Annotated in this window: 23 protein-coding genes; 14 read left to right on the top strand and 9 right to left on the bottom strand. The window is 60.1% G+C overall.

Annotation, left to right across the window (positions count from 1 at the left end):
- Positions 1-3: 3 nt before the first annotated feature.
- Complete coding sequence (locus ACR0KJ_RS14035; RefSeq protein ID WP_480626963.1) at positions 4-459, top strand: META domain-containing protein; 456 nt, start codon at positions 4-6, stop codon at positions 457-459.
- A gap of 4 nt (positions 460-463) precedes the next feature.
- Here the strand turns inward: ACR0KJ_RS14035 and ACR0KJ_RS14030 are convergent, their stop codons facing one another.
- The 4 genes from ACR0KJ_RS14030 to ACR0KJ_RS14015 all read right to left on the bottom strand — a co-directional run bounded on the left by ACR0KJ_RS14030 (position 464) and on the right by ACR0KJ_RS14015 (position 5,591).
- A complete protein-coding gene (locus ACR0KJ_RS14030; protein ID WP_480626962.1) occupies positions 464-2,125 on the bottom strand; it encodes an FAD-binding dehydrogenase in 1,662 nt (553 codons plus the stop codon).
- Between the two features lie 11 nt (positions 2,126-2,136).
- On the bottom strand, positions 2,137-2,994 hold the full coding sequence (locus ACR0KJ_RS14025) for a bile acid:sodium symporter family protein (protein ID WP_170519950.1): 858 nt from the start codon (positions 2,992-2,994) through the stop codon (positions 2,137-2,139).
- A 73-nt stretch (positions 2,995-3,067) separates the two neighbouring features.
- Positions 3,068-3,802, bottom strand: a complete 735-nt coding sequence (locus ACR0KJ_RS14020; protein ID WP_480626961.1) for a glutamine amidotransferase — start codon at positions 3,800-3,802, stop codon at positions 3,068-3,070.
- 16 nt (positions 3,803-3,818) lie between these two features.
- A complete protein-coding gene (locus ACR0KJ_RS14015; RefSeq protein ID WP_480626960.1) occupies positions 3,819-5,591 on the bottom strand; it encodes an SLC13 family permease in 1,773 nt (590 codons plus the stop codon).
- Between the two features lie 110 nt (positions 5,592-5,701).
- Here ACR0KJ_RS14015 and ACR0KJ_RS14010 point away from each other — a divergent pair, with 110 nt between their 5' ends.
- Both ACR0KJ_RS14010 and ACR0KJ_RS14005 read left to right on the top strand, forming a co-directional pair.
- Positions 5,702-6,442, top strand: coding sequence for a YebC/PmpR family DNA-binding transcriptional regulator (locus ACR0KJ_RS14010; protein WP_170519960.1), 741 nt, complete (start codon positions 5,702-5,704; stop codon positions 6,440-6,442).
- Between the two features lie 169 nt (positions 6,443-6,611).
- Positions 6,612-7,901: a permease gene (locus tag ACR0KJ_RS14005; RefSeq protein ID WP_480626959.1), complete on the top strand. Its 1,290-nt coding sequence runs from the start codon at positions 6,612-6,614 to the stop codon at positions 7,899-7,901.
- A 16-nt stretch (positions 7,902-7,917) separates the two neighbouring features.
- Here ACR0KJ_RS14005 and ACR0KJ_RS14000 read toward each other — a convergent pair whose 3' ends face one another.
- On the bottom strand, positions 7,918-8,607 hold the full coding sequence (locus ACR0KJ_RS14000) for a nitroreductase family protein (protein WP_170624376.1): 690 nt from the start codon (positions 8,605-8,607) through the stop codon (positions 7,918-7,920).
- 4 nt (positions 8,608-8,611) lie between these two features.
- Positions 8,612-9,529: a LysR family transcriptional regulator ArgP gene (locus ACR0KJ_RS13995; protein ID WP_480626958.1), complete on the bottom strand. Its 918-nt coding sequence runs from the start codon at positions 9,527-9,529 to the stop codon at positions 8,612-8,614.
- 87 nt (positions 9,530-9,616) lie between these two features.
- On the opposite strand from ACR0KJ_RS13995, the gene ACR0KJ_RS13990 reads away from it, so the two are divergent.
- From ACR0KJ_RS13990 to ACR0KJ_RS13965, 6 genes are all read left to right on the top strand, one after another.
- The gene (locus ACR0KJ_RS13990) at positions 9,617-10,216 is read left to right on the top strand and encodes a LysE/ArgO family amino acid transporter (RefSeq protein WP_480626957.1); all 600 of its coding nucleotides are present in this window, start codon (positions 9,617-9,619) and stop codon (positions 10,214-10,216) included.
- Positions 10,217-10,256: 40 nt separating this feature from the next.
- Positions 10,257-11,165: a DMT family transporter gene (locus ACR0KJ_RS13985; protein WP_170519978.1), complete on the top strand. Its 909-nt coding sequence runs from the start codon at positions 10,257-10,259 to the stop codon at positions 11,163-11,165.
- A gap of 81 nt (positions 11,166-11,246) precedes the next feature.
- On the top strand, positions 11,247-11,819 hold the full coding sequence (gene betI, locus ACR0KJ_RS13980; RefSeq protein ID WP_170454908.1) for a choline-binding transcriptional repressor BetI: 573 nt from the start codon (positions 11,247-11,249) through the stop codon (positions 11,817-11,819).
- Complete coding sequence (gene betC, locus ACR0KJ_RS13975) at positions 11,816-13,324, top strand: choline-sulfatase (protein ID WP_170519983.1); 1,509 nt, start codon at positions 11,816-11,818, stop codon at positions 13,322-13,324. The genes betI and betC overlap by 4 nt, the downstream gene beginning before the upstream one ends.
- A gap of 88 nt (positions 13,325-13,412) precedes the next feature.
- Entirely contained in the window at positions 13,413-15,071 is a 1,659-nt protein-coding gene (gene betA, locus ACR0KJ_RS13970) for a choline dehydrogenase (protein WP_170454903.1), read from the top strand.
- Positions 15,072-15,149: 78 nt separating this feature from the next.
- Positions 15,150-15,389, top strand: a complete 240-nt coding sequence (locus ACR0KJ_RS13965; RefSeq protein ID WP_170454901.1) for an HP1242/YdcH family protein — start codon at positions 15,150-15,152, stop codon at positions 15,387-15,389.
- A 73-nt stretch (positions 15,390-15,462) separates the two neighbouring features.
- Here ACR0KJ_RS13965 and ACR0KJ_RS13960 read toward each other — a convergent pair whose 3' ends face one another.
- Positions 15,463-16,863 carry a helix-turn-helix transcriptional regulator gene (locus ACR0KJ_RS13960; RefSeq protein WP_170454899.1) on the bottom strand — a complete coding sequence of 467 codons (1,401 nt, stop codon included), beginning with the start codon at positions 16,861-16,863 and terminating at the stop codon, positions 15,463-15,465.
- Between the two features lie 65 nt (positions 16,864-16,928).
- A complete protein-coding gene (locus ACR0KJ_RS13955; protein WP_170454897.1) occupies positions 16,929-18,134 on the bottom strand; it encodes a multidrug effflux MFS transporter in 1,206 nt (401 codons plus the stop codon).
- A gap of 183 nt (positions 18,135-18,317) precedes the next feature.
- On the opposite strand from ACR0KJ_RS13955, the gene ACR0KJ_RS13950 reads away from it, so the two are divergent.
- From ACR0KJ_RS13950 to ACR0KJ_RS13940, 3 genes are all read left to right on the top strand, one after another.
- Positions 18,318-19,850, top strand: a complete 1,533-nt coding sequence (locus tag ACR0KJ_RS13950; RefSeq protein ID WP_170519996.1) for an acyl-CoA carboxylase subunit beta — start codon at positions 18,318-18,320, stop codon at positions 19,848-19,850.
- Positions 19,851-19,963: 113 nt separating this feature from the next.
- Positions 19,964-20,449, top strand: coding sequence for a DUF6497 family protein (locus ACR0KJ_RS13945; protein WP_480626956.1), 486 nt, complete (start codon positions 19,964-19,966; stop codon positions 20,447-20,449).
- Between the two features lie 136 nt (positions 20,450-20,585).
- A complete protein-coding gene (locus ACR0KJ_RS13940) occupies positions 20,586-20,936 on the top strand; it encodes a hypothetical protein (RefSeq protein ID WP_170624363.1) in 351 nt (116 codons plus the stop codon).
- 80 nt (positions 20,937-21,016) lie between these two features.
- Here ACR0KJ_RS13940 and ACR0KJ_RS13935 read toward each other — a convergent pair whose 3' ends face one another.
- On the bottom strand, positions 21,017-22,165 hold the full coding sequence (locus ACR0KJ_RS13935; protein ID WP_480585144.1) for a DcaP family trimeric outer membrane transporter: 1,149 nt from the start codon (positions 22,163-22,165) through the stop codon (positions 21,017-21,019).
- A gap of 650 nt (positions 22,166-22,815) precedes the next feature.
- Between ACR0KJ_RS13935 and ACR0KJ_RS13930 the strand changes: the two genes are divergently transcribed.
- The gene (locus ACR0KJ_RS13930) at positions 22,816-23,019 is read left to right on the top strand and encodes a hypothetical protein (protein WP_170454887.1); all 204 of its coding nucleotides are present in this window, start codon (positions 22,816-22,818) and stop codon (positions 23,017-23,019) included.
- A 119-nt stretch (positions 23,020-23,138) separates the two neighbouring features.
- Positions 23,139-25,184, top strand: a complete 2,046-nt coding sequence (locus ACR0KJ_RS13925; RefSeq protein ID WP_480626955.1) for an acetyl-CoA carboxylase biotin carboxylase subunit — start codon at positions 23,139-23,141, stop codon at positions 25,182-25,184.
- Positions 25,185-25,251: the final 67 nt, after the last annotated feature.

Below are 25,251 nucleotides of genomic sequence, written 5' to 3'. Positions count from 1 at the left end.
AGAATGATGCCTTTTCCAAAGATCGGTCAGGCCATTGTTGCCGGTGCAATCGTATTGACCCTGTTGGGCACCCACAGCATGGCGCAGAGTGACAGCGATCCGGCGCAAACACCGGATGCCGCGGTGTTGGAGAACACAAAATGGTCCGCCATCGGTATCGACGGGGCCGTGTTAAACGCCGAAAAAAGCCCCGAACTTGCCTTTGAAGCCGATGGTGCATTTGGCGGCAGCGGCGGGTGCAACCGGTTTACCGGACGGGCCCAGATGTCTGGGGATCGGATCGAATTCCCCGAGAATATCGCCGCGACCTTGATGGCCTGCCCGCCCGAGGCCGAGCAGACGGAACGCCAGTTCTTTGACGCGCTGCAACAGGTCGCGACCTATGCCGTTGCGGGCGACAGTCTGGTCATGCTGGATCAGAATGGCGAGCCGGTGTTGAAATTCATCCGCCTGCCCTAAGCGTTTACGCCACGGCCCGGGACCGGCCTGCGTTGCGGCCCGAGAAGATGCAGCCACCCAGGAACGAGCCCTCAAGCGCGTTATATCCGTGATAGCCACCGCCGCCGAACCCGGCGACCTCTCCGGCGGCGAACAGGCCGGGGACGACCTGACCATCTGCGCCGATCATCTGGCTGTCCAGATTGGTCTGCAATCCGCCCAAAGTCTTGCGGGTCAGGATATGCAGCTTGACCGCGATCAGCGGGCCATTGGACGGGTCGAGGAATTTGTGCGGCTTGGCTGTGCGGATCAGTTTGTCGCCGCGATAGTTGCGCGCCGCCAGAATCGCCGCAATCTGCGCGTCCTTGGTAAAGGGGTTGTCGACCTGGCTGTCCCGCGCCTCGATCTGGGCGCGCAGATGCGCCTCGTCGATCAGGCCGCCGCCCAGTTGGTTCATGCCGCTGACCAGTTCGGTTAGCGTGTTGGCAACAATGAAATCCTCGCCATGTTCCTTGAACGCTTCGACCGGGGTAGTGGCTTTTGACCCGGTCAGGACGCGCTGGAACAGCACCTCGCGCCAGCCACCTTCGGTCATGTCGGGGTTTTGTTCAGACCCCGACAGGGCGAATTCCTTCTTGATCACCTTCTGGGTCAACACAAACCAGCTATAGTCATACCCGGTTTTCAGGATTTCTTTCAGCGTGCCCAGCGTGTCAAACCCCGGCAGACATGGCGGTTTCATCCGGTTGCCGCGCGCGTCGAACCACATGGAACTGGGGCCGGGCAGGATGCGAATACCGTGCGAGGGCCAGATCGGGTTCCAGTTGCGCAGCCCTTCGGTGTAGTGCCACATCCGGTCGCCATTGATCACGTGCCCTCCGGCCTTTTCGCTGATCGCGATCATGCGGCCATCCACATGAAACGGAACACCCGCCACCATGTCCTTCGGGGGCTCGCCCAGCCTGTCACGGGGCCAGTTCTTGCGCACCATCTCGAAATTGCCGCCGATCCCGCCCGAGGTGACGATGACCGAGGGCGCATAGACCTCGAACTCACCCACCTCATCCCGGTTGGTTTTGGCACCGTGCGGAGCGGTATCATCCGCCAGCACCTCGCCCGAGACGCCCTTGGCGCTGCCGTTCTGCATGATGATATGGCTGACCTGATGGCGGAATTTCAACTCGATCCGTCCGGCGCTGACATGATCGCGGACGCGGCGAATGAAGTGTTTCAGAACGCCCGGGCCGGTGCCCCACGTGATGTGAAACCGGGGAACCGAGTTACCGTGACCGTCCGCATATGACCCGCCACGCTCGGCCCATCCCACGATTGGGAACCAGCGCAGACCCATCTCGTGCAGCCATGGGCGCATTTCACCGGCGGCAAATTCCACATAAGACTCGGCCCATTTGCGCGGCCACGCGTCCTCGTCCCGGTCGAACTGCGCGCTGCCCATCCAGTCGCGCAAGGCCAGGTCGTGGCTGTCCTTGATCCCCATCCGACGTTGTTCGGGGGTATCGACCATGAACAGCCCACCAAGGCTCCAGAATGCCTGACCGCCCAGAAAACGCTCGGGCTCCTGATCCAGCAGGATCACCTTTTTACCCCGATCACCCAGTTCCGCTGCCGCAACCAATCCCGCCAGTCCGCCACCGACGACAACCGCATCTGCCGTGTTATTGGTCATGAACAGTCCTTTCAGCGTTGGCGAAACCAGACAAGGAAGGGGAACACGACCGCATACATCGTAATCCCATAGACAGCAGATGGCAGGGCCAGGGGGCTGAACCCGCTATCCGTACCGGTGATCAGGGCCGCCAGAGTGATCCCCAGCGTCGAGTTCTGGATACCGGTTTCGACCGAGACAGTTTTACTCTCGGGCCATGACAGATTTGCGGCACGCGCGATCCCCAGCCCGATCAGCAAAAGCGCAACGTTCAGGGAAATCAAGCCCGCACCCATGATCCCGAGGTTATCGACGAAAAGCTGCCAGTTTCCGGCCAGCGCGGCGACGACGATCAAAACGAACAATACGGTTGCCAGCTTGGACAAACCGTTTTCGATCCGGTTTGCAAACCCGGTTGCAAACCTGCGAAGTCCCACGCCGATGGCCACGGGAAGTGTTGTGATCAGGAACATGGCAATGGCCAGACCGCTGATCGAAACCTCGGGCGCGTTTTCGCCCATGAAATGCGTGATGGACCATGCCGCAAGAACGGGTACCGTCAGGATCGACAGGATGCTGATCACCGCCGTCAGGCTGACCGACAGGGCCACGTCCCCCTTGGCCAGTTTGGTCAGGATGTTGCTGGTCACACCGCCGGGACAAAAGCTGAGCAGCATGAAACCGACCGCGATTTCAGGTGGCAGGCCGAACAGCTTGACGGTCGTGAACGCCGCGATTGGCAGAAGGACGACCTGACATGCCGCACCGATTGCAAAAGGGTATTTGCGGCTCAGCACACGCCGGAAATCCGCGATTTCAAGCCCGACGCCCAGCGACAGCATGATAATGGCCAGCGAGATCGGCAGGCCGACATTAATAAGCAGATCCAAGAACAACTCCTCCCCAAGTCGTTTCGGATCAGCCTATGCGAGCCTGAAAGCCGCAGGCAATACCGCCGTTGGGTCACTTGTAGCGGTCGACGAAGCGACGCAGGATTTCTCCGGGTTGGGTGACGTCTGCAGCGTTGCAGATATCGATCAGACGTTGCGCGTCTTCGGGCGGGAAATAGCCGTGGTGCTTGTAGATATTGATGCGCTGCTCGAAATCCTTTGCGTCCGCCTCGGGGTGAAACTGCGTGGCATAGACGTTCTGGCCCCAGCGGATCATCTGAAACGGGCAGGGGTCAGACGCAACAAGGTGTACGCAGCCGTCAGGCAGGGCTTGCACGGCTTCCTTGTGGCCGACAAAGGCGTCGAATTCCGGGGTCAGCCCGGCTGTCAAAGGGTCTGATGCGCCGTCGTCGGTCAGTCGGCAGGATGATGGACCAACCGGCTCGCCGAACCGGGCTTTGCTGACATCTCCGCCCAGATGCGCGGCCAGAACACCCAGCCCATAGCAGCAGCCCATGAAGGGATGATCTTGCGCCGTGATCTGAGGCATCAGCCCCATTACCGCGCCTTCGATCTTTGCGTCCAACGCGGATTTTGTCTCGGGCTCGTCACTGACGCAGCCCGGGCCGCCGCCGACGATGATGCCCGCATAGTCGGTGACATCCAGCCCCGCGGGCAGATCTTCGCAATCCAGCCGAATGCGGTGGGTCTGCTCGGGCGACAGACCGGTCTTGTCCAGGATCGAGGCATATTCCGCGTCCGAGGCATCGGTTTCGGGACGCAGCTGGAGGATCAGAAAACGTTTCATGGGCTGGCTTTACCTGTCAAAGCGGCCAGAACACAAGGATAGCGGGGATCGATACGGTGATGATCAGGATCTCAAGCGGCAATCCCATGCGCCAATAGTCGCCAAACCGATACCCTCCGGGACCCAGAACCAGCGTATTGTTCTTGTGCCCAATCGGCGTCAGAAACGCGGCCGAGGCTGCCACGGCCACCGTCATCAGGAACGGATCCGGCGAAACGTCAAGCGTGCGGGCCATCTGGATGCCGACCGGGGCGGCGACAATGGCGGTGGCCGTGTTGTTCAGAACGTCCGACAGTGTCATCGTCACAACCATCAGCACGGTCAGAATGGCCCAAGCGGGCAATCCGCCAGTCAGTTGGATCAGGGCGTTGGCGATCAACTCGGTGCCGCCCGAGGTCTCCAAAGCGCTGCCCAGCGGGATCATCGAACCCAACAGAACGACAACCGGCCATTCGATATGATTGTAGATGTCGCTGATGGGCATGATCTTGGTCAGGACATAGGCAATGACCACCAATCCCAAAGCGATAGGCAGATAGATCAGGCCGACACTGGCGGCCAGAACGGCAGCTGCGAACAGACCAATGGCGAGCCACGCCTTTTCGTTCGCCGTCACGTTCAGGCCCCGTTGTGCCAGAGGCAGACAGCCTAGCCATTCGGTGACGTCGGCTCCGCGGTCGCGGGGGCAGAGCAACAGAAGGATGTCACCGGCCTCGACTTCCGTCTTGCGGACCTGTTCGGTGATCCGGCGGCCCTGACGGGAAATACCCATCAGAACCGTACTCTGCCGCCAGGCCAGCCCCAACCCTTGCGCGGTACGGCCCGTGATCTGGGCGCTTTCGGTGGCGACGACCTCGATAACCTCAAGCCCTTCGCCTTCGGCGGTCAGCACTTCTTGCCGCCGGGTATCCGAGAAATCGAGGTTCAGGGCGGCGCGGAACTCGTCCAGCGCCTCGGGGCGGGCTTCCAGAACCAGCGCGTCGCCTTCGGCCAGAGTCGCATGGGCAGAGCGGCCATAGCGCCGCTTGCCGTCCCGGATCAGGCCGATAATGGCCACGTCGGATTTTTCGGCGGCCTCGTACAGCTCGCTGACACGCTTGCCGATATGGGGTGATTCAGGCGGCAGGGTCAGTTCGGCGATATATTCTGCAAGGGTCTCGGACGCCTCTTCCTGCTTGCCCCGGTTGGGGATCAGTCGCCAGCCGATCAGAGATACAAAGGCCAGCCCGGCAATGGCGGCAATGCCGCCGACCGGGGCGAAATCGAACATCCTGAAGGGCTCACCCAGCGTCTCGGCCCGAATTGAGGCGATGATGATATTGGGCGGCGTGCCGATCAGGGTTGCCATCCCGCCCAGAATGGTCGCGAAACTCAGCGGCATCAGCGACAGGCCCACGGATCGCCCCGCCTTGCGTGCGGTCTGAATGTCCACTGGCATCAACAGAGCCAGTGCGGCGACGTTGTTCATGAAGGCCGACAGCACCGCACCGATCCCGCCCATCAGCGCGATATGCGCCCCCAGACCGCGCGAGGCATCGACCAGAGTGCGCGTGATCAGGAACACGGCCCCGGATCGAACCAACCCGGCCGAGACGACCAACACGAGCGCGACGATGATCGTGGCCGGGTGCCCGAACCCCGCAAAAGCGTTGTCGACCGGCACCACGCCCAGCACGACGCCCACCATCAAGGCGGCAAAGGCCACAAGGTCATAGCGGAAACGCCCCCATAGCAGCAGCCCAAAAACAGTAATGAAAAGCGCAAAAAGAATGATTTGATCTGTCGTCATGGGCTCACCATACCCGCAAGGGGGCGTCTCGCAAGCCGGTCTCTTGATCCTGCCCCCCGCAAACGTCTATATGAGCGCCGAATACGCAAACACGATGACGAGGACGCATTATGGCAGGCCACTCCAAATGGGCCAATATCCAGCACCGCAAGGGACGTCAGGACGCCGCGCGGTCCAAACTGTTTTCCAAACTGTCGAAAGAGATCACCGTGGCCGCCAAGATGGGCGACCCCGATCCCGACAAGAACCCGCGCCTGCGTCTGGCGGTGAAAGAGGCCAAGTCGAACTCGGTCCCCAAGGACGTGATCGACCGCGCGATCAAGAAATCGGTTGCGGGTGAAGGCGACGATTATGAAGAAATCCGGTACGAAGGCTACGGCCCCAATGGCGTTGCTGTGATCGTCGAGACGATGACGGATAACCGCAACCGGACGGCCTCGACCGTGCGCTCGACGTTTTCGAAGAATGGCGGCAATCTGGGTGAGACCGGCTCGGTCGGGTTCATGTTCGACCGCAAGGGTGAGGTGGTTTATCAGGCGGACGCCGGCGATGCGGATACTATTTTCGAAGCCGCGATCGAGGCCGGGGCCGAAGATGTCGAAAGCTCGGAAGATGGTCACATCATCTGGTGCGCGGATACCGATTTGAACGATGTGTCCAACGCGCTGGAAGAGGCGCTGGGTGAATCCGAATCCACCAAGCTGGTCTGGAAACCCACGACCACAACCGAACTTGGTCTGGAAGACATGCAAAAGCTGATGAAACTGGTCGATGCGCTGGAAGACGATGATGACGTGCAGCGCGTCACAACCAATTTCGAAGCGACTGATGAGGTCATGGCGCAGCTCTGACCCTTTCAACCCGATTGGTGTTGGGCCCGGCCAGTTTGGCCGGGCTTTTTTGTTTCGGGCATTTCACGGGATGCTTGGTCAAGGCACGGGAACGCAATAGTCTGGGGGCCTGACAAAGCAACCGGGACGGGCGCGCAGGCTGGCTGCGTGGCTTGGGATTTTGACAAGCATGGCACAAGACCCATCAGATCTGGCAAGGCGGAACGTTCCGGTTTTGGCGGGGCAGAGCATTCTGTCCCAGGTCGCGTGGACGTTGGGAAGCCCATCCGTTGTTCTGCCGTTTCTGGCGGTGTCTTTTGAATTGCCGATGTTCGTCGCCGGGGCGTTGGTCTCGGTCCGGATGGTTGGCAGCATGATTGCCGATTTTTTCCTGGCCCGAACCATTGCCGCCCAGACGCAGAAAAAGCGCGGGATCGCGCTGACCGAAGTTGCGATTGGCGCCTGCCTTTTGATCGCGATAGCTGTGGCTGCGACGGGATTGGTACCCCTGATCGCGGTTGCATTCATTTCGATCTTTTTCCTGATCGGTTTGTTCGATGAAATTCAGAACCTGATGTATACAGATCTGATCGGGGATCATGTTCAGTCCAAATCCCGAATGCTGATGCATTACCTGCAACTGGGCGCAGGCGGTCTGGGCGCAATTGGGCTGGCGCTGCTGGTCCACGAAATCACCAAGGACAACCCGCCATTTTCCCGCCATTCTGCCGTTATTGCCGTTTCGGTCACGTTCTTCCTGCTGTCCGGCCTGTCGATCCTTGCCATGGCCGAGATTGGTCAGGCTACACAGGGCAAAGGCACTGAAAAATCGACATTGAAACTGTCGCTGAGGGCCAATATCCAATCCGTTCTCAGCATGTTTCAACATCAGTGGTTCCGGCGCTATCTGGTCATGCGGATGCCGCTGGTGGTTGTCTCGCTATCTGTGCCCTTCTTCGCGCTGATCGCGGCCGAGGCGCATCACAGTTCGGCCAAAGGGCTGACGGCGATGATTGTGTCGTCGGCCTCGGGATACCTGGTCTCGGCCCCATTGTGGCAGATCGTGAACATGAAATCCCATCGCGCGGTCATGGTGGCCGGAACGCTGATGGTGGCGGCGACGGGGATCATCCTGCTGGGGTTTCACTATCTTGGTATCGATCACGAGGTTCATCTGCACGCGATTGCGTTGTTCATCGTCACGGTCGCGGTGACCGGGATCAGCAGCGCGCGCAAGCTGTACTTTCTGGACGTCGCGCCCAAAGAGCAGCGCGTTCAGGGGTCAGCCGCGATCAAAAGCATCGTGCGCCTGACCGCCGTTGCCGTATCCGCCGCCCTTGCAGGCGTTGCGCATCTGCATGAGGTGTCGCTGGCGGTCGCCTTCATCGTGTTGTGCAGTTTGATCGCCGCGGTGGCCTGTTACCGTGTGGTTTTGCCGAAAGAGGCACAGGTTGCGCCAGGCAGCGCAACCGGCACCTGATCCAAGATCGCGTTGCTTAGAAGAAGGAGGAAATCTCCTCCAGCGGCTTTTTCAACTTGGCCACAGCCGGAACCGTCGCGCTGTCCGACGGGTGTCCGACCGCAATGATCATCGTGGGCTTTTCCGAGGCCGGACGCCCCAAAGCGTCGTTGAGGAATTTCATGGGATTGGGCGTGTGCGTCAGGGTGGATAACCCCGCGTGGTGCAAGGCGGCCAGCAAAAAGCCGGTGGCGATGTTGACGCTTTCGGGAACGTAGTAGTTCTTGTAGCGCGTCCCGTCCTCGAACTCACCCCAGCGCTGGGCGAACACCACGATCAGCCAGGGGGCGATGGTCAGGTGCTCTTTGACGGCGTCGGTGCCGATGGGTTCCAGCGCCTTGATCCACTCATCGCTTGCACCGCCATCGTAGAACCGGCGCTCTTCTTCTTCTGCCTCTTCGCGGATGCGCTGTTTCAGGGCAGGGTCGGAAATGGCCGCGAAATGCCAGGGTTGATGGTTCGCACCAGAGGGCGCGGAACCCGCCGTACGCAGGCAGGTCTCGATCACCTGTTTTTCAACCGCTCGATCTGTGAAGTCGCGGACCGAGTGGCGCTGCCGCATCTTGTCATAGAAGGCCTGCGCCGCCTCCTGCATCTGTGCGTCTGTGATATCGCAGCGGTCGGGCAGGGGAATGGGATCATAGCTGAGAGCGTCGCGTGAAAACATAAAGTTACTCCGAAGGTTTCCCTTTTATCCGGCGGTCAGCGACAGAGATCAAGACTTTGGCAGCAGCGTGTTTGACTGCCCGGGTCAACGGGGCCAGCGCCGGGGCCAGAACGCGCCTGACCTGCCAGGTCAGCGCAATGTCCAGCGGCGCGTCCGGGACAATCGGCTGCAAGCGCCCATCTGATATGGGGCCGCGCACAAGGGGTTCGGGGTTCATGCCCCAGCCGATCCCCGCAATCGCCGCATCGACGAACCCATGGGATGACGGCAAAAAATGTGACGGAGGAGAAATGCGGCGACTGGTCCGCCCGGCAATCCACGCCTTTTGCAGCCCGTCCTTGCGATTGAACACAAGGTTGGGCGCCGCGCTGAGGGATTCGGCATCGACACCGTCGCGAAACCAGCGTCGGATGAAGTCCGGGCTGGCAGTTGGCAGGTATCGCATGGCCCCAAGCTCGACCGCGTCGCAGCCCGTGACCGGCTGGCCGCCCACGGTGATCGCCGCGCTGACTTCGCCCCGGCGCAGCCACTCGGCAGAATGGTCCTGATCGTCGATGACCAGATCGAACAGCAAGCCCGGTGCGCTGGCCATCGCACCCACGAACCACGTGGCCAGAACATCTGCCGGAATCGCCACCCGAACACGTGCCGGATCGGTGCCTTGATCCAGCGTGAGCTCGCGGGCCAGCTGCGCCTCTAGCAGTCCGATATCCTCGGCATATTGTGCGATGCGCAGGCCAGCCGGTGTGCCGGTGCAGGGTGTCCCCCGGTTGATCAGCGCCGCGCCGATGCGATCCTCCAGCGCTTTGATCCGTTGCGAGATCGCCGAAGGCGTCACCGCCAGCACGTTTGCAGCGGCATCAAAGCTGCCATGGCGCAGAATGGCGGACAAAGCCGACAGATGGTTGGGATCAAGCAGCATTAGCCAGATTTAATTCGCTTCAGCATCTTTAATTTGATAGAACGCCCCGCGACCGCTAGTCAACGCCTCGCAACAGCAGGAGGCCCCATGTCGACAACCCTCATCGCCGGATTTGTACTCAGCTTCAGCCTGATTCTTGCCATCGGGGCGCAAAACGCCTTCATCCTGCGGCAGGGTGTGCGGCGCGAGCATGTGTTTGTCCTGTGCCTGACTTGCGGGGTCTCTGACGCGATCCTGATTGCAGCGGGTGTGGCGGGGTTTGGTTCGTTGGCAAAGGCAATGCCCTGGTTCGAACCCGTCATGCGGTACGGCGGGGCCGCGTTTCTGACCTGGTACGGGCTGCGCAGCTTTCTGTCGGCCTGGCGAGGTGGCGCGGCATTGGAGGCAGGCAATGGTCAACGCACCAGCCTGCGCAGCGCGTTGCTGACAGTGTTGGCCTTCACCTGGCTGAATCCGCATGTTTATCTGGATACGGTTGTCCTGATCGGTTCGATTTCGGCGCAATATGACGACCGGCTGAGCTTTGCGGTCGGGGCCATTCTGTCCAGCTTTGTGTTCTTCTTTTCCCTTGGCTACGGGGCCCGAATTCTGTCCCCGCTTTTTGCACGTCCTCGGGCCTGGCAGGTGCTGGATGTCCTTATCGGTCTGGTCATGCTGAGTATCGCTTTGAAACTTGTTATCATGTGAAGGGTTGTTCCCGACCGGGTTTCAGTGTTCAACCAAAGCCATGACCACCCTTGCCGTTTCATCCCGCCCGATCGCAGGCATGTTCTGGATGTTTTCCGCCGGGCTGTGCTTTGTTGTCATGACCGCGCTGGTGAAATCGCTCGGTTCGACGATGGACCCCATTCAGGCGGCGTTTCTGCGCTATGCGCTGGGGCTTGTGTTTCTGCTGCCCGCCTTGCGATCCATCTTGGCCACCCGTCTCAGCAAACGTGATCTGACGCTGTTCGGGCTACGCGGCGTGATCCATGCGGGCGCAGTGATGCTGTGGTTCTATGCGATGACCCAGATCCCATTGGCCGAAGTTACCGCAATGAACTACATGACGCCGGTTTACGTCACTCTTGGGGCTGCGCTGTTTTTGGGCGAAAAACTCGCCTTTCGCCGGATCGCTGCCATTCTGGTCGCGGTGGTGGGCGTGCTTATCATCCTGCGCCCCGGATTCCGAGAGGTCTCGACCGGGCACATAGCGATGATCGGTACCGCTCTGACGCTGGGCGGGTCTTACCTGTTGGCCAAGCTGCTGGTGCGCGACATCCCGCCCTCGGTCGTGGTGGCGCATTTGTCGATCTGGACGACGCTGGCTTTGATCCCTTTCGCCATTGCGGTCTGGAGCGCGCCCAGCCTGCGCGACATCGGTGTTCTGTTCCTGATCGCCACTTTCGCCACTGCCGGGCATTATTTCATGACGCTTGCCTTGCAGGCGGCCCCGGTTGCGGTGACGCAGCCGGTAACGTTCCTGCAACTGATCTGGGCGACCTTGCTGGGCGCCGCTGTGTTTCACGAAGGCGTTGACGTGTGGGTGGTGGCTGGTGGTACGTTGATCCTTGCGGCGGTCAGTTTCATTTCCTGGCGCGAATTTGTGCTGAACCGCCGCGACGTGACCCCACCCAGCATCGCGACCAAGCTGTAACCCGGCGCGGCTTCGTTATTGATTGACGAGTCAATAAAAACGCCCTAGCTTTGGCGTGTAGCGCCAGTTCAGGGGGTAGGGATGCCGAAAGTCGGAATGGAACCAATCCGTCGCGATGCGATTGTCCGTGCCACGATCGCCGAGCTTGGCGTGAAGAAATCCCTGGACGTCACGGTCAGCCAGATCGCCAAGCGGGCGGGCATGTCCAGCGCGTTGGCCCATCACTATTTCGGTGGCAAGGACCAGATCTTTCTGGCGGCCATGCGACAGATTCTGTCGGATTTCGGGGCCGAGGCACGGGCCGAGCTCAAAGCTGCCGCCCCGACCGAGCGCGCGCAGGCCATTATCCGCGCCTGTTTTGCCCCTTCGTGTTTCTCGCCGGATGTGATCGCCGCCTGGATGACATTCTATGTTCTCGCGCAGACCAATGATGATGCGCTGCGGTTGTGGAAGATCTATCAGGCGCGGATCCGGTCGAACCTGATCGTCGGGCTGCGGCCCTTGCTCGACGATCCGGTGGCTGCTGCGGAAGACATGACCGCGCTGATCGACGGGCTATATATCCGCGCGGCGCTCAGCGCGCCCGAAGACCCGCAACTGGCCGTGAACCATGCGATGCGTGTCCTCAACACTCTGCTCGAGGCTGAAAAATGACAAACCCGAACATTCTGATCCTGATGGTGGATCAGCTGAACGGAACCCTCTTCCCTGATGGTCCCGCGGAATGGCTTCATGCACCGAACCTGAAAAAGCTGGCCGAACGTTCGACCCGGTTTGCCAATGCGTATACGGCGTCCCCGCTTTGCGCGCCGGGGCGAGCGAGCTTCATGTCCGGTCAGTTGCCCTCGCGCACGGGGGTATATGACAACGCCGCTGAGTTTCGTAGCGATATCCCCACCTATGCGCACCACCTGCGCCGGGCGGGCTATTACACCTGCCTGTCGGGCAAGATGCATTTCGTCGGCCCCGACCAGTTGCACGGGTTCGAGGATCGCCTGACCACCGACATCTACCCCGCCGATTTCGGCTGGACCCCTGATTATCGCAAACCGGGCGAACGCATCGACTGGTGGTACCACAACATGGGCTCGGTCACAGGCGCGGGCGTGGCCGAAATCTCGAACCAGATGGAATATGATGATGAGGTCGCCTACAACGCCAAGGCCAAGCTTTACGATCTGGCCCGGGGCAAGGATGAGCGCCCGTGGTGCGTGACCGTCAGCTTTACCCATCCGCACGATCCGTATGTGGCGCGCCGGAAATACTGGGATCTCTATGAGGATTGCGAGCACCTGCTGCCCGAGGTCGCAGACCTTGGCTATGACAATCAGGATCCGCATTCGCAGCGCATTTTCGATGCCAATGACTGGCGCAGCTTTGACATTACCGAAGAGAACATCCGCAAGTCCCGCCGGGCCTATTTCGCCAACATCTCGTATCTTGACGACAAGATCGGCGAAATCCTTGAGGTACTGGAAAGCACCCGGCAAGAGGCGATCATCATGTTTGTCTCGGATCACGGTGATATGCTGGGCGAGCGTGGTCTTTGGTTCAAAATGACCTTCTACGAAGGTTCGGCACGTGTACCGCTTATGATTTCCGCGCCGGACCTGCCTGCCGGACGGATCGATACGCCGGTTTCGACCATCGACGTCACGCCGACCTTAGGCGCATTAGCAGGCGTGGATATGGCCGAGATCGCGCCCTGGACCGATGGCGAAAACCTTGTGCCGCTGGCGCAGGGCGAGGAACGCACCACACCGGTGGCAATGGAATACGCGGCCGAGGCGTCTTATGCGCCGCTGGTGTCGCTGCGCTATGGCAAATGGAAATACAACCGCTGCGCGCTGGACCCGGACCAACTGTTTGATCTGGAAAACGACCCGCAGGAATTGACCAATCTGGCGGGCAATCCGGAACACGCAGGCACGTTGCAAACCCTGCGCGCCAAATCCGAGGCACGCTGGGATCTCGACCGGTTCGATGCTGATGTCCGCGCCAGTCAGGCCCGCCGCTGGGTGGTTTACGAGGCGTTGCGGCAGGGCGGTTATTACCCCTGGGATTACCAGCCGCTGCAAAAGGCCTCGGAACGCTACATGCGCAACCACATGGATCTGAACATCGTCGAGGAAAGCCAGCGCTTCCCGCGCGGCGAATAACCTCTTCATCTTTTTGAAAATACTCCCGCCGGAGGCGAATTGATTATGCGACGGATAATCTGGGCTGGGGGGCAAAGGAGACCCGAAAATGGAAGCTGATTTCGTCATTGTGGGTGCCGGTTCCGCCGGTTGCGCGATGGCCTATCGCCTGAGCGAGGCCGGGGCCTCGGTTCTGGTGATCGAGCATGGTGGCACGGATGCCGGACCGTTCATCCAGATGCCCGCCGCGCTGAGCTACCCGATGAATATGTCGCGTTATGACTGGGGCTTTAGCTCGGAACCCGAGCCACATCTGAACAACCGCCGTCTGGCTTGCCCGCGTGGCAAGGTGATTGGCGGGTCGTCCTCGATCAACGGCATGGTCTATGTGCGCGGCCATGCGCGCGACTTTGACACCTGGGCGGAAATGGGGGCCGATGGTTGGTCCTATGCCGATGTGCTGCCCTATTACAAACGGATGGAGACCTGGCACGATGGCGGCCATGGGGGCGATCCCGAATGGCGCGGTACGGATGGTCCGCTGCATGTCTCGCGCGGCCCTCGCGAAAATCCGCTGTTCCAGGCTTTCGTCGATGCAGGTCGGCAAGCGGGATACCAAGTCACGGGCGATTATAATGGCGAACAGCAGGAAGGCTTTGGCCCGATGGAGCAGACCGTCTGGAAAGGGCGGCGCTGGTCGGCGGCGAATGCTTATCTGCGGCCTGCGCTCAAACGGGACAATTGCGAAATCATCCGCGGTCTGGCGGCGCGTGTGGTGATGGAAAACGGACGCGCCACCGGTGTCGAGCTGGTGCGTGGGGGAAAGACCGAAATTATCCGCGCCCGGCGCGAAGTGGTTCTGGCCGCATCGTCGATCAACTCTCCCAAACTGCTGATGCTGTCGGGGATCGGCCCTGCGGCCCATCTGGCCGAGCATGGGATCGATGTGGTCGCAGATCGCCCCGGCGTGGGTGCGAACCTTCAGGATCATCTGGAGCTTTATATCCAGCAGGCCTCGCTGCAGCCGATCACGCTGTACAAGCATTGGAATCTGATCAGCAAAGGGCTGATCGGGGCGCAATGGCTGTTCACCAAAACCGGGCTTGGTGCCTCGAACCAGTTCGAAAGCGCGGCCTTTGTCCGGTCGAAACCGGGTGTGGAGTATCCCGATATTCAGTACCACTTCCTGCCTATGGCTGTTCGGTACGACGGGCAGGCAGCGGCCGAGGGGCATGGGTTCCAGGCGCATGTCGGTCCGATGCGCTCACCCTCGCGCGGGGCAGTTACCTTGCGGTCGAGCAGGCCCGAGGATGCGCCTGTTATCCGGTTCAATTACATGAGCCACGAAGAGGATTGGGAGGATTTCCGAACCTGCATCCGCTTGACCCGCGAAATCTTTGGTCAGGATGCCTTTAAGCCCTATGCGGGGAAAGAAATTCAGCCGGGCGCAGATGTTCAAAGTGATGAGGAATTGAACGGCTTCATCGCGGAACATGCCGAAAGCGCCTATCACCCCTGCGGCACCTGTCGGATGGGGCGGGCGGACGACAAGATGTCCGTTGTCGATCCCGAAGGTCGTGTCATCGGTGTGGACGGTTTGCGCGTCGCCGACAGCTCGGTTTTCCCGCAGATCACAAACGGCAACCTGAATGCGCCGTCGATCATGGTTGGCGAGAAAGTCTCGGACCACCTGCTGGGTAAAGACGCGTTGCCAAAGGCCAATGATCGCCCGTGGATTCACCCGCAATGGGCCATTGCGCAACGGTGATTTGATCCGCGTCAAAGCGGGGTGAGGCAGCGACCTGTAGATGTGACTTGCAATAACATAATTCAGGAGCGAACAGGAATGTCCCACACCCCGCATGAACTGGCCGAAGAGTTTCCGGACAAGGTCGAATTGATGAGCCAGCTCAAGCAATCGGACGCGCATTTCGCCCGGTTGGCCGAGGAATATCACGAGATCAATCGCGTCGTGCATCGGGCCGAAACCAATATCGAGCCGATGGAAGATCTGGCTGAGGGTGAGATGCGCAAGAAACGCGCAGCCCTGAAAGACGAGATCTGGGCGATTCTGTCAAAAGCCTGAGCCATGTGGCGGGGGCTCTGCCCCCGTCGCGGCAGGCCGCGACTCCCCCGGGATATTTTCAGCCAGGTGAAGTTCAGGTGACCTGATAGGGCAGGGTGCCGCGGGTATGGGTGTCGATGGTGAGGCGACGTTCCAACGGCGGAACCGAGCGCTGGTGGCAGGTTTGCCGCTCGCAGATGCGGCAGGAAATGCCGATGGGCTCATAAGCGCTGGCGTTGTTGATGTCGAGGTTGTCGGCATAGACCAGGGCTTGGGCGTGGCGCACCTCGCACCCCAATGCAATGGCATAGCGGCGGACGGGCGCGCCATAAGATCCGCCCGATTTCGAAACATCTGTGGCCAACGAGATATAGCGGACGCCATCCGGCGTTTCTGCAAGTTGCAACAGGAAGTGACCGGGTGTCTCAAACGCGCGGTGAACGTTCCACAGGGGGCAGGCACCGCCGAAACGCGCAAATTGCAGCCGCGTGGCCGAGTGGCGTTTGGTGATTGTTCCGGCCTGATCGACGCGTACGAAGAAGAACGGGATGCCCTTTGCGCCGGGTCTTTGAAGTGTGGACAGGCGGTGGGCGATTTGTTCGATTGATGCCCCGAACCGGGTGCTGAGCAATTCCAGATCGTGCCGGTAATCCTGTGCGGCGGCCAGAAATTTGGCATAGGGCATCAGGGACGCGCCTGCAAAGTAATTGGCTAGTCCGATTTTGGCGATCGAGCGCGCCTCCTCGCTTTGGAATTTGGCGAAATCCAGTGTGGCTTCGAGGAGCTTGTCCTGGCTGATCAGAGCCACTTGCAGCAGCAGTTGAAAAACCTGCGTCTGTGGTGCGGTCCGTGAGGACAGGCGCAACGTTTTGCTTTCGGCGTCGTAGACGCGCAGGTCCTCGATATCGGAAAAGACGACCTGAATCCCGCGCTCGGACAGGCTGCTGAGGGCTGCTTCTCGTATGCCGCCCGGCTCTTCTGCGCGGTTGGCAAACAGTTCGGCTGCGCGGTCGACGGCGTCGATATAGTTGTCGCAATAATGGAAGAAATCCCGCACCTCTTCCCAGGGGCTGGCCTGTGTGCTGGCATCCTCGCGCCCCAATGCTTCGTCCAGCGATGCCAGACGTTCGTGGGTCTGGCGGTAAGTGCGGTGCAGTTCGATAAAGGCGCGGGCCAGGGCCGGGGCGTTCGAGGCCGTCAGGCGAAGATCGGCCAGCGGCGGGACCGCGTCGGCAAAGACCGGATCGGCCAGCGCCTCGCGCATGTCCGACACGAGGCGTTCGCTGTCACCGGTGCTAAGCTCGGTGACGTCCATGCCAAATTCCTGCGCCAAGGCCAGAACCACTGTGGTCGAGATCGGACGGTTATTATTCTCCATTTGATTGAGGTAGGGCAGTGAGACGCCAAGCTTTGCGGCGAATTCCCGTTGTGTCAGGGACATTCGTGTGCGCATCTCGCGCAGTTTTGCACCGGCGTAGAGTTTCTGGGTGGCCATGGAATGCCTTTGCAACTTTACTTTTGTTGCAGGCTAACTTTGCAAACCCACAATGGCAAGCGATGTTAAAGACCCAATTGCCGCTCGCGCCAGATCACGGTGCAGATCGCGCAGATGGCCAGGATGGCGGTGGTCAGCATCAGCCAAAGCAGCGGCATGGCGCCCGATTCCACGGTCAGCAATGCGCCGGCTAGCGCGCTCAGGCCCGCCCCGCCGCCCAGCATGATCGCCCCGCTGAGGCCCGAGGCCGTGGCCGCCAGATGCGGGCGCACGGACAGCGCGCCGGATGTGGCGTTTGGGATGGTCATGCCGTTGCCGACGCCGACAAAGGTCATGAAACTGAAGAAGCTAAGCGCAGTCCCCATCCCGGTCAGGAAAATGACCGCAGAAATGGCGACGCCGGTTGCGTTCAGAATGCTGCCCCACAGAACCATACGGTTGACGCCAAAGCGGACAGAAAACCGACCGCTGAGGAAGTTGCCGAGGAAATACCCGACGGCAGGCGCGCCAAAGTAAATGCCGACCTCGGCCGCGCTCAGGCCAAAAACCTCGGTTCCGATGAAGGGTGCGCCACCGAGATAGGCAAAGAATGCGCCTGACGAAAACGCTGAAGACAGCGAATAGCCCCAGAAGCGGGGGGATTTCAGAAGCTCGGGGTATTCGCGGAATTGCTGGATCAGGGTTTTGCCGCTTTTGGCCGAGGTCTCGCCGAAGTCCACATATGTCAAAAGAAGCGTCAGTGCGCCCAAGGCAAATGGCAGCCAGAAATTGGCCTTCCAGCCGAAGGTCTCTTCGAGCAATCCGCCAATGGCGGGACCGATCATCGGAACCACCGCCATGCCCATTGTGACATAGCCGATCATTGATGCGGCTTGGTCCTGATCGTATAGATCCCGCACGGCTGCCCGGCTGAGGACCATGCCGACGACAACCACCGCCTGACACATGCGGAAGGCCAGAAATATCTCGGCAGTTGGAGCGAAAATACAGCCCAGCGTGGCCAGCAGGAACAGCGACAGCCCCCACAGGAGAACCGGTCTGCGCCCCGCCTTGTCAGCCAGCGGGCCAAGGAGGATTTGCAGGACAGCGTTCACCAGCAGGTACAGCGCGATGGACAGTTGCATGACCTTGTAGTCGGTCTCGAAATGCAGCGCCATGTTCGGCAGGCTGGGCAGAAACAGGTTCATGCTGAGCGCGGCGAGGCCAGACAGCAAGACAAGTGTGCCGATCTTTGGGGGTGTGCGGCGGGCCGGTGACGTTCTGAACTGCATAGTTCACATGTATAGCTGCGGTTCCGAGGAATGCCAGACGGGTGCTGCCGCCACGTCAGCAATTTGCACTTTTACAGTTTTCCAAAATGCAGTTGCCAAAACTTTGCAAATTTGCCGAAAAGGGCTTTGGTCGGATCACAACTGCATATACTGTCCGTCCAAATTTAATAGGGGATACGCGCCATGAAAGACATCCTTTCCGAGCTTGAAGACCGTCGCGAAGCCGCCCGTTTGGGTGGTGGGCAAAAGCGAATTGATGCACAGCACGGGCGTGGCAAACTGACCGCGCGCGAGCGGATCGAACTGTTGCTGGATGAAGGCAGCTTTGAAGAGTTCGACATGTTTGTCAGCCATCGCTGCACAGATTTTGGGATGGATAAACAAAAGCCTGCCGGTGACGGTGTGGTGACCGGCTGGGGCACGATCAATGGCCGTATGGTCTATGTGTTCAGCCAGGATTTCACCGTGTTCGGCGGCTCTCTGTCTGAAACGCACGCTCAGAAGATCTGCAAGATCATGGATATGGCGGTGCAGAACGGCGCGCCGATCATCGGCATCAACGATTCGGGCGGTGCGCGAATCCAGGAAGGTGTTGCCTCGCTTGCCGGTTACGCCGAAGTGTTCCAGCGCAACATCACGGCCTCGGGCGTTGTGCCGCAGATCAGCGTGATCATGGGCCCCTGTGCCGGTGGCGCGGTGTACAGCCCGGCGATGACGGACTTTATCTTCATGGTAAAGGATTCGTCCTACATGTTCGTCACCGGCCCCGACGTGGTGAAAACCGTCACCAACGAGGTCGTGACCGCCGAGGAACTGGGTGGCGCATCGACCCACACCAAGAAATCGTCCGTCGCGGACGGCGCATTCGAAAACGATGTCGAGGCGCTTGCCGAGGTGCGTCGTCTGGTCGATTTCCTGCCGCTCAACAACCGCGAGAAGCCGCCGGTTCGCCCGTTCTTTGATGAACCGGACCGCGTCGAGAAATCGCTGGACACGTTGGTCCCGGACAATCCGAACACGCCCTATGACATGAAAGAGCTGATCACCAAGATCGCGGATGAGGGCGATTTCTACGAAATTCAGGAAGATTTCGCCAAGAACATCATCACCGGTTTCATCCGTCTCGAAGGGCAGACGGTCGGCGTTGTGGCCAACCAGCCGATGGTTCTGGCCGGGTGTTTGGACATTGATAGCTCGCGCAAGGCGGCGCGGTTCGTGCGCTTCTGCGACTGTTTCGAGATCCCGATCCTGACTCTGGTAGACGTGCCGGGCTTCCTTCCCGGGACGCAGCAGGAATATAGCGGCGTCATCAAGCACGGGGCCAAGCTGCTGTACGCGTATGGCGAAGCAACCGTGCCGAAGGTCACAGTGATCACCCGCAAGGCCTATGGCGGTGCTTATGTTGTTATGGCGTCCAAGCACCTGCGTGGCGATTTCAACTATGCATGGCCCACTGCTGAAATCGCCGTGATGGGCGCCAAGGGCGCGACCGAGATCATCCATCGCGCCGATCTGGACGATGCCGAGAAAACGGCGCAGCATGTGGCGGATTACGAAGACCGCTTTGCGAATCCGTTCGTGGCGGCCGAGCGTGGCTTTGTCGATGAAGTGATCATGCCGCAATCGACCCGCCGCCGTGTATCGCGCGCATTCGCCAGTCTGCGCGGCAAGCAGCTGAAGAACCCGTGGAAAAAGCACGACAATATTCCGTTGTAAGCCTACGGGGTGGGGCAACCCACCCCATCCGGCCCTTGGCCGGGTAACGCGAAAAACAGGTCAGAACTCACCGCCAAATGAGGCAGGTTTGACAATAGCCGATAAATAGTTAAATGATCCGTCCCACCAGACATAGAACCGCGCAGGCCAACAGCACTGCGCGCGCGACTCCGGAAGGAGGAGCCTGCCGTCGGCGGGTCCGGGGTCGCGCCATTGGTCTGGTACTATCCGTTCTTGGCACCGCCGCCTTTGCGCAATCCGACGTAACCTTGCCGGTTCCGTCAGGGCAGCCGGTGCACTTGAACGACGTCTTGCTGGACAATAACCCCGGAGAGTTGTGGGTGCGGTTCCGGTTCATCGCTCCGAAGATCGGCGCGACGGTGGGACGGATCGGATATGATGTGGCATCGCAGGACATGGCGCATCTGTGCCAGACGCTGGCGGTGGCCTATGTTGCGCAGCATGAATTGGACCCGGCGCTGGTGATCATTTCGCTGGCCGATCGCCCGATCGAGTTCGGCAACACGGCACCGGATGCCACCCAATTCTTCGAAGCCTACCGGCTGGAATCATCAGATTGCATCTGGGAGGGGCTTTGATCATGTCCTTCGGGTTTCACGACGTCAGCGCGCCGCAGGCCAAAGCTGCCTTATTCGGGGTGCGCCGCATGAAAGCACCCCCTAAAGGCTGTGTTATTTCCCGTCTTGGTGCTACCCGGGGCACGGAGGTAACGACATGCTGAAACATCGTGGATTCCCCGGACGTCTTGCCGGGACAGATTTTCAATTCACCATCCGCCGCGCCAACCCCAAGGGCGTGACCCCGATCACACGGCGCGAGCGGTTTCGGGATCGCAAACCGGCGGACCGGCGGGCCGATGCGGCGTTCATGGAAGCGCTGTGGCACCATTTCGGAGATCAGCCGTTTGAACGCGGCAACCTGGATGCAGGCCGGTTAAGCTGGCTGTTCGGGCGCGAGGTTGTTCCGGCGGAAGATCCGTTTGATCCGGCAAGCTATGATGCGCTGCTGGTGATCGACCCGGATGCGGCGCGTGCGTCGTTCCCTGATCTGTTTGGAGCGGCCTGATCATGCAGAGGCCGATGCCGCATAATCTCGTCCGGTGTGGCAAGACCCCGCCCAGAAATGGGCGAGGCCGATTTGCGGTATCAGAAGTTCAGCTGGGCGGCGACTTGTACCCGGCTGCCATCGAAGGTGTCGCCGGAATTCACGTCATTCCGCTCACCGTAGATGTACTCGGCGCTGAGCGTCAGGTTGTCGGTGGCCTTGTAGAAGGCGTTGACGTGGATCGTCTCAAGTTCGGTGAAGGCCAGATCGCCGGTCGAGGTGGGGAGGTCGTAATCCTCGCGACCGTAGGCGATGCCGACATTCCACTTCGGGCTCAGATCCTGCCGGAACTCTATCGTGTAGCCGTCGACATCGTTGGCCTGCCCGCCGACGATTGGATCACCAAGGCCGATCAGGTAGGGGCCAAGCGCTTCGCCGGTCACGTAGTTGACTTGGAACAAGCCGCCCTGCCACGGACGGATCGAACCGGACAGTGTAAAGCCGGTCTGATCCACCTCGACGCTACCGGACTCAGCCTTGCCGTAGAGCGCCGACGCACGCGCGATGTACTTGCCATCATTGTACTCCACCGCACCGGTCAGAACCGGATCGTCCGAGTTCGAGCCGCCTACGTTCTCTTCAACAGACACTGCGAAAGTAGTGTTCGCGCCAATGGTGTTCGTGTAGCGCACTTGGGGTACGCGAGCGAACGGAATACCAACCGGACCGTTGAATTCGACCGAGGTAGGATAGGTGTCCAGCGGCTGGAAGTTTGTCCAGTACTGACCGATGAGCCAATGATCACCAATGGTGATGTTCGCGTGACGCAGGCGAAGCTCAGCAGCGCCGCCACTGGCAAACAAGTCCAGTTCCAACTGACCTCCGATTTCGCCGATGCTGGTGGGGGTGCTTGTCCGCAAACCGATACGCGATTGGCGAATCGTGGCGCCAAACGTTCCGTCAGTAGCCGCAGAAGGCTCACCGATGACGTTCACAAAAGCCGTGTCTCCCTGATCGAAATCGAAATCGTAGAAGAAGTCGGCTTTGACGTATCCGTAGACGTCCAGAGTGGTGTTTCCGATTCTGAAGTCGCCATTGGCGGGGCCGGACTTGTTGGCCTCGAGCGCTTCGACCCGGGCGCGCAGCGCGTCGAGTTCGGCCTGCGAGGCGTCCTGGGCAAAAGCAACCGTGCCGGTCACACAAAGCGCAGAGGCAGCAAGCAGGATTGCCTTGGTTCGTATGGTCTTCATGTAGGTGTTTCCTTGTGTGCGAGTGTGCGCTCGCACCGTTTCACGCAGTTGTTAGTGAAGGAAATCACGAGAATGGGATCGAAAAAGCCAAACTTCTCAAGCAATTGTGCATTGGTTGCGGAAAATTCTCACGCCAAGGTGAACAGATCGGTCAACTCTATGAATCCGAACGTGTTTCTGCACGGCGGCGAGTCATTGGATTGTGATGCTGCGTGTGCGAATAGTCTCAGCCAGAGAGAAAAATGTAACAGCAATGTGACTGCTGATCACCGCCGTTTGGCGGAAATGTCAGACCCCCGGATCGGCACGATTTTGCGCGGATTTTCGCCGGATGGGCAATTTCCAGCCGGAATCTCGCTTGGAAACAATACTTTGTTTGCGGCCATGATTGTGGCGTGCAACCTGTTCAAGCCGTGCGGCTCTACTTTGCCTGCGCCGCACATGCACCTACTATTCCGTACCCCTTCCTTCCGCGGGCAGGCTTGTGTTCCCCACATAGTCCTGTCCGCGTTTTTCTTTGCGCAGCCTGTAGGCGTAAAGCGGCATAAATCTGCGCAAAACGCGGAAATGCCGCGTCTGATATTGAATAACAAGGCCCAAAACCGGCATCTGCCCTCAAAGCTATCGAGACGACAAAAAGGGCAGACATCATGCGACTCTCACGTTTCTTCCTTGTTGCGGCAACCTGTGCGGGCCTTGCCGCGTGCGGCGACACAACCGGCGAACAGGCCATCCTGGGCGGCGGTGCAGGGGCAGTTGGCGCTGCCGTGCTCAGCGCCGATCCGCTGTTCGGGGCCGCAGTGGGCGCCGCGGGCAACGTGCTCTACTGCAAAACGCAGAACACCTGCCGCTAACCTGAAATTCCCGGGGCGCGTTTCGTCGCCCCGTCCGTCATCGCGCATCACGCCGTCGTGGGGGTCATTCCCTGCGGCGGCGTTGTGCGTTTCCAGAACACCAAGCCAAAGGACGTTCCATGTTCAATAAGATCCTGATCGCCAACCGGGGCGAGATCGCCTGCCGGGTTATCAAGACCGCCCGTAAGATGGGTATCGGCACTGTCGCCATCTTTTCGGACGCAGACAAAAACGCGTTGCATGTGTCGATGGCCGACGAATCCGTGCATATCGGCCCGCCCCCTGCGAACCAGTCCTATATCGTGATCGACAAGGTCATGGACGCCATCCGCCAAAGCGGCGCGCAGGCGGTGCACCCTGGCTATGGCTTCTTGTCGGAAAACGCCAAATTCGCCGAAGCGCTTGAGGCCGAAGGCGTTGCCTTTGTCGGCCCCCCGAAAGGCGCGATTGAGGCGATGGGTGACAAGATCACCTCGAAAAAGATCGCTCAGGACGCCGGTGTTTCCACGGTTCCCGGCTACATGGGTCTGATCGAAGACGCGGAAGAAGCGGTCAAGATCTCGAACGAGATCGGCTATCCGGTGATGATCAAGGCCAGCGCCGGGGGCGGAGGTAAAGGCATGCGGATCGCGTGGAACGACGAAGAAGCACGCGAAGGTTTCCAGTCGTCCAAGAACGAAGCCGCGAACTCGTTCGGCGATGACCGGATTTTCATCGAGAAGTTTGTGACCCAGCCGCGTCACATCGAGATTCAGGTTCTGTGCGACAGCCACGGCAACGGCATCTACTTGGGCGAGCGTGAATGTTCGATCCAGCGCCGGAACCAGAAAGTGGTGGAAGAAGCGCCATCGCCATTCCTGGATGAAGCGACCCGCAAGGCGATGGGTGAGCAGGCCGTGGCCCTGGCCAAGGCCGTGGGTTATGCCAGCGCCGGTACGGTTGAATTCATCGTTGATGGTGAAAAGAACTTCTACTTCCTTGAAATGAACACCCGCCTGCAGGTGGAACACCCTGTGACCGAGCTGATCACCGGCGTCGATCTGGTCGAACAGATGATCCGTGTTGCAGCCGGTGAGCCCCTGTCGATCACGCAGGATGACGTGACCCTGACCGGTTGGGCCATCGAAAACCGCCTGTATGCGGAAGACCCCTATCGCAACTTCCTGCCCTCTATTGGGCGTCTGACCCGCTATCGCCCGCCGCAAGAGGTCGCGGCTGGCCCGATGTTGGTGAACGGCAAATGGCAGGGCGAGGCGCCCGAAGGTGAGGCCGCCGTGCGTAACGATACCGGCGTCTATGAAGGCGGCGAGATCAGCATGTATTACGACCCGATGATCGCCAAGCTGTGCACCTGGGCCCCGACCCGTGAGGCCGCGATCGAGGCAATGCGCGTGGCGCTGGACAGCTTTGAGGTCGAAGGTATCGGCCACAACCTGCCGTTCCTGTCTGCGGTGATGGATCACCCGAAATTCATCAGCGGCGACATGACCACCGCCTTCATCGCCGAGGAATATCCCGAAGGGTTCGAAGGTGTCACCCTACCCGAGGGCGATCTGCGCCAGATCGCAGCATCGTGCGCCGCGATGCACCGCGTGGCCGAAATTCGCCGCACCCGCGTATCGGGCCGGATGGACAACCATGAACGCAAGGTTGGCAAGCGCTGGGTCGTCTCGCTGGAAGGTCACGAGTTCGCCGTTCAGGTCAACGCCGACAAAGAAGGCGCGACGGTCAAGTTCGAGGACGGCTCGACCCTGCGCGTGGCCTCTGACTGGACACCGGGCGACCAACTGGCCGTTCTGGACGTCGATGGCAGCCCGCTGGTTCTGAAGGTTGGCAAGATCTCGGGCGGGTTCCGCGTGCGCAACCGGGGTGCTGACCTGAAGGTGCAGGTGCGCCGTCCGCGTCAGGCTGAACTGGCCAAGCTGATGCCGGAAAAACTGCCGCCGGATACCTCGAAAATGCTGCTGTGTCCGATGCCCGGCCTGATCGTAAAGGTCGATGTCGAGGTGGGTCAGGAAGTGCAGGAAGGTCAGGCGCTGTGCACCGTCGAGGCGATGAAGATGGAAAACATCCTGCGCGCCGAGAAGAAAGGCGTGGTTGCCAAGATCAACGCAGGCCCCGGCGACAGCCTTGCCGTGGACGATGTGATCATCGAATTCGAGTGATCATGACCGCGTTTTTGTCATATCTCCAAAGGTATCCGGCGTTTTGCGCTGGGGCCTTCGGGCGTGG

The sequence above is a fragment of the Ruegeria sp. AD6 genome, assembly GCF_056542325.1.
Note: the sequence above shows the minus strand (reverse complement) of the source record. Positions and strands in the feature narration are given on the sequence as shown.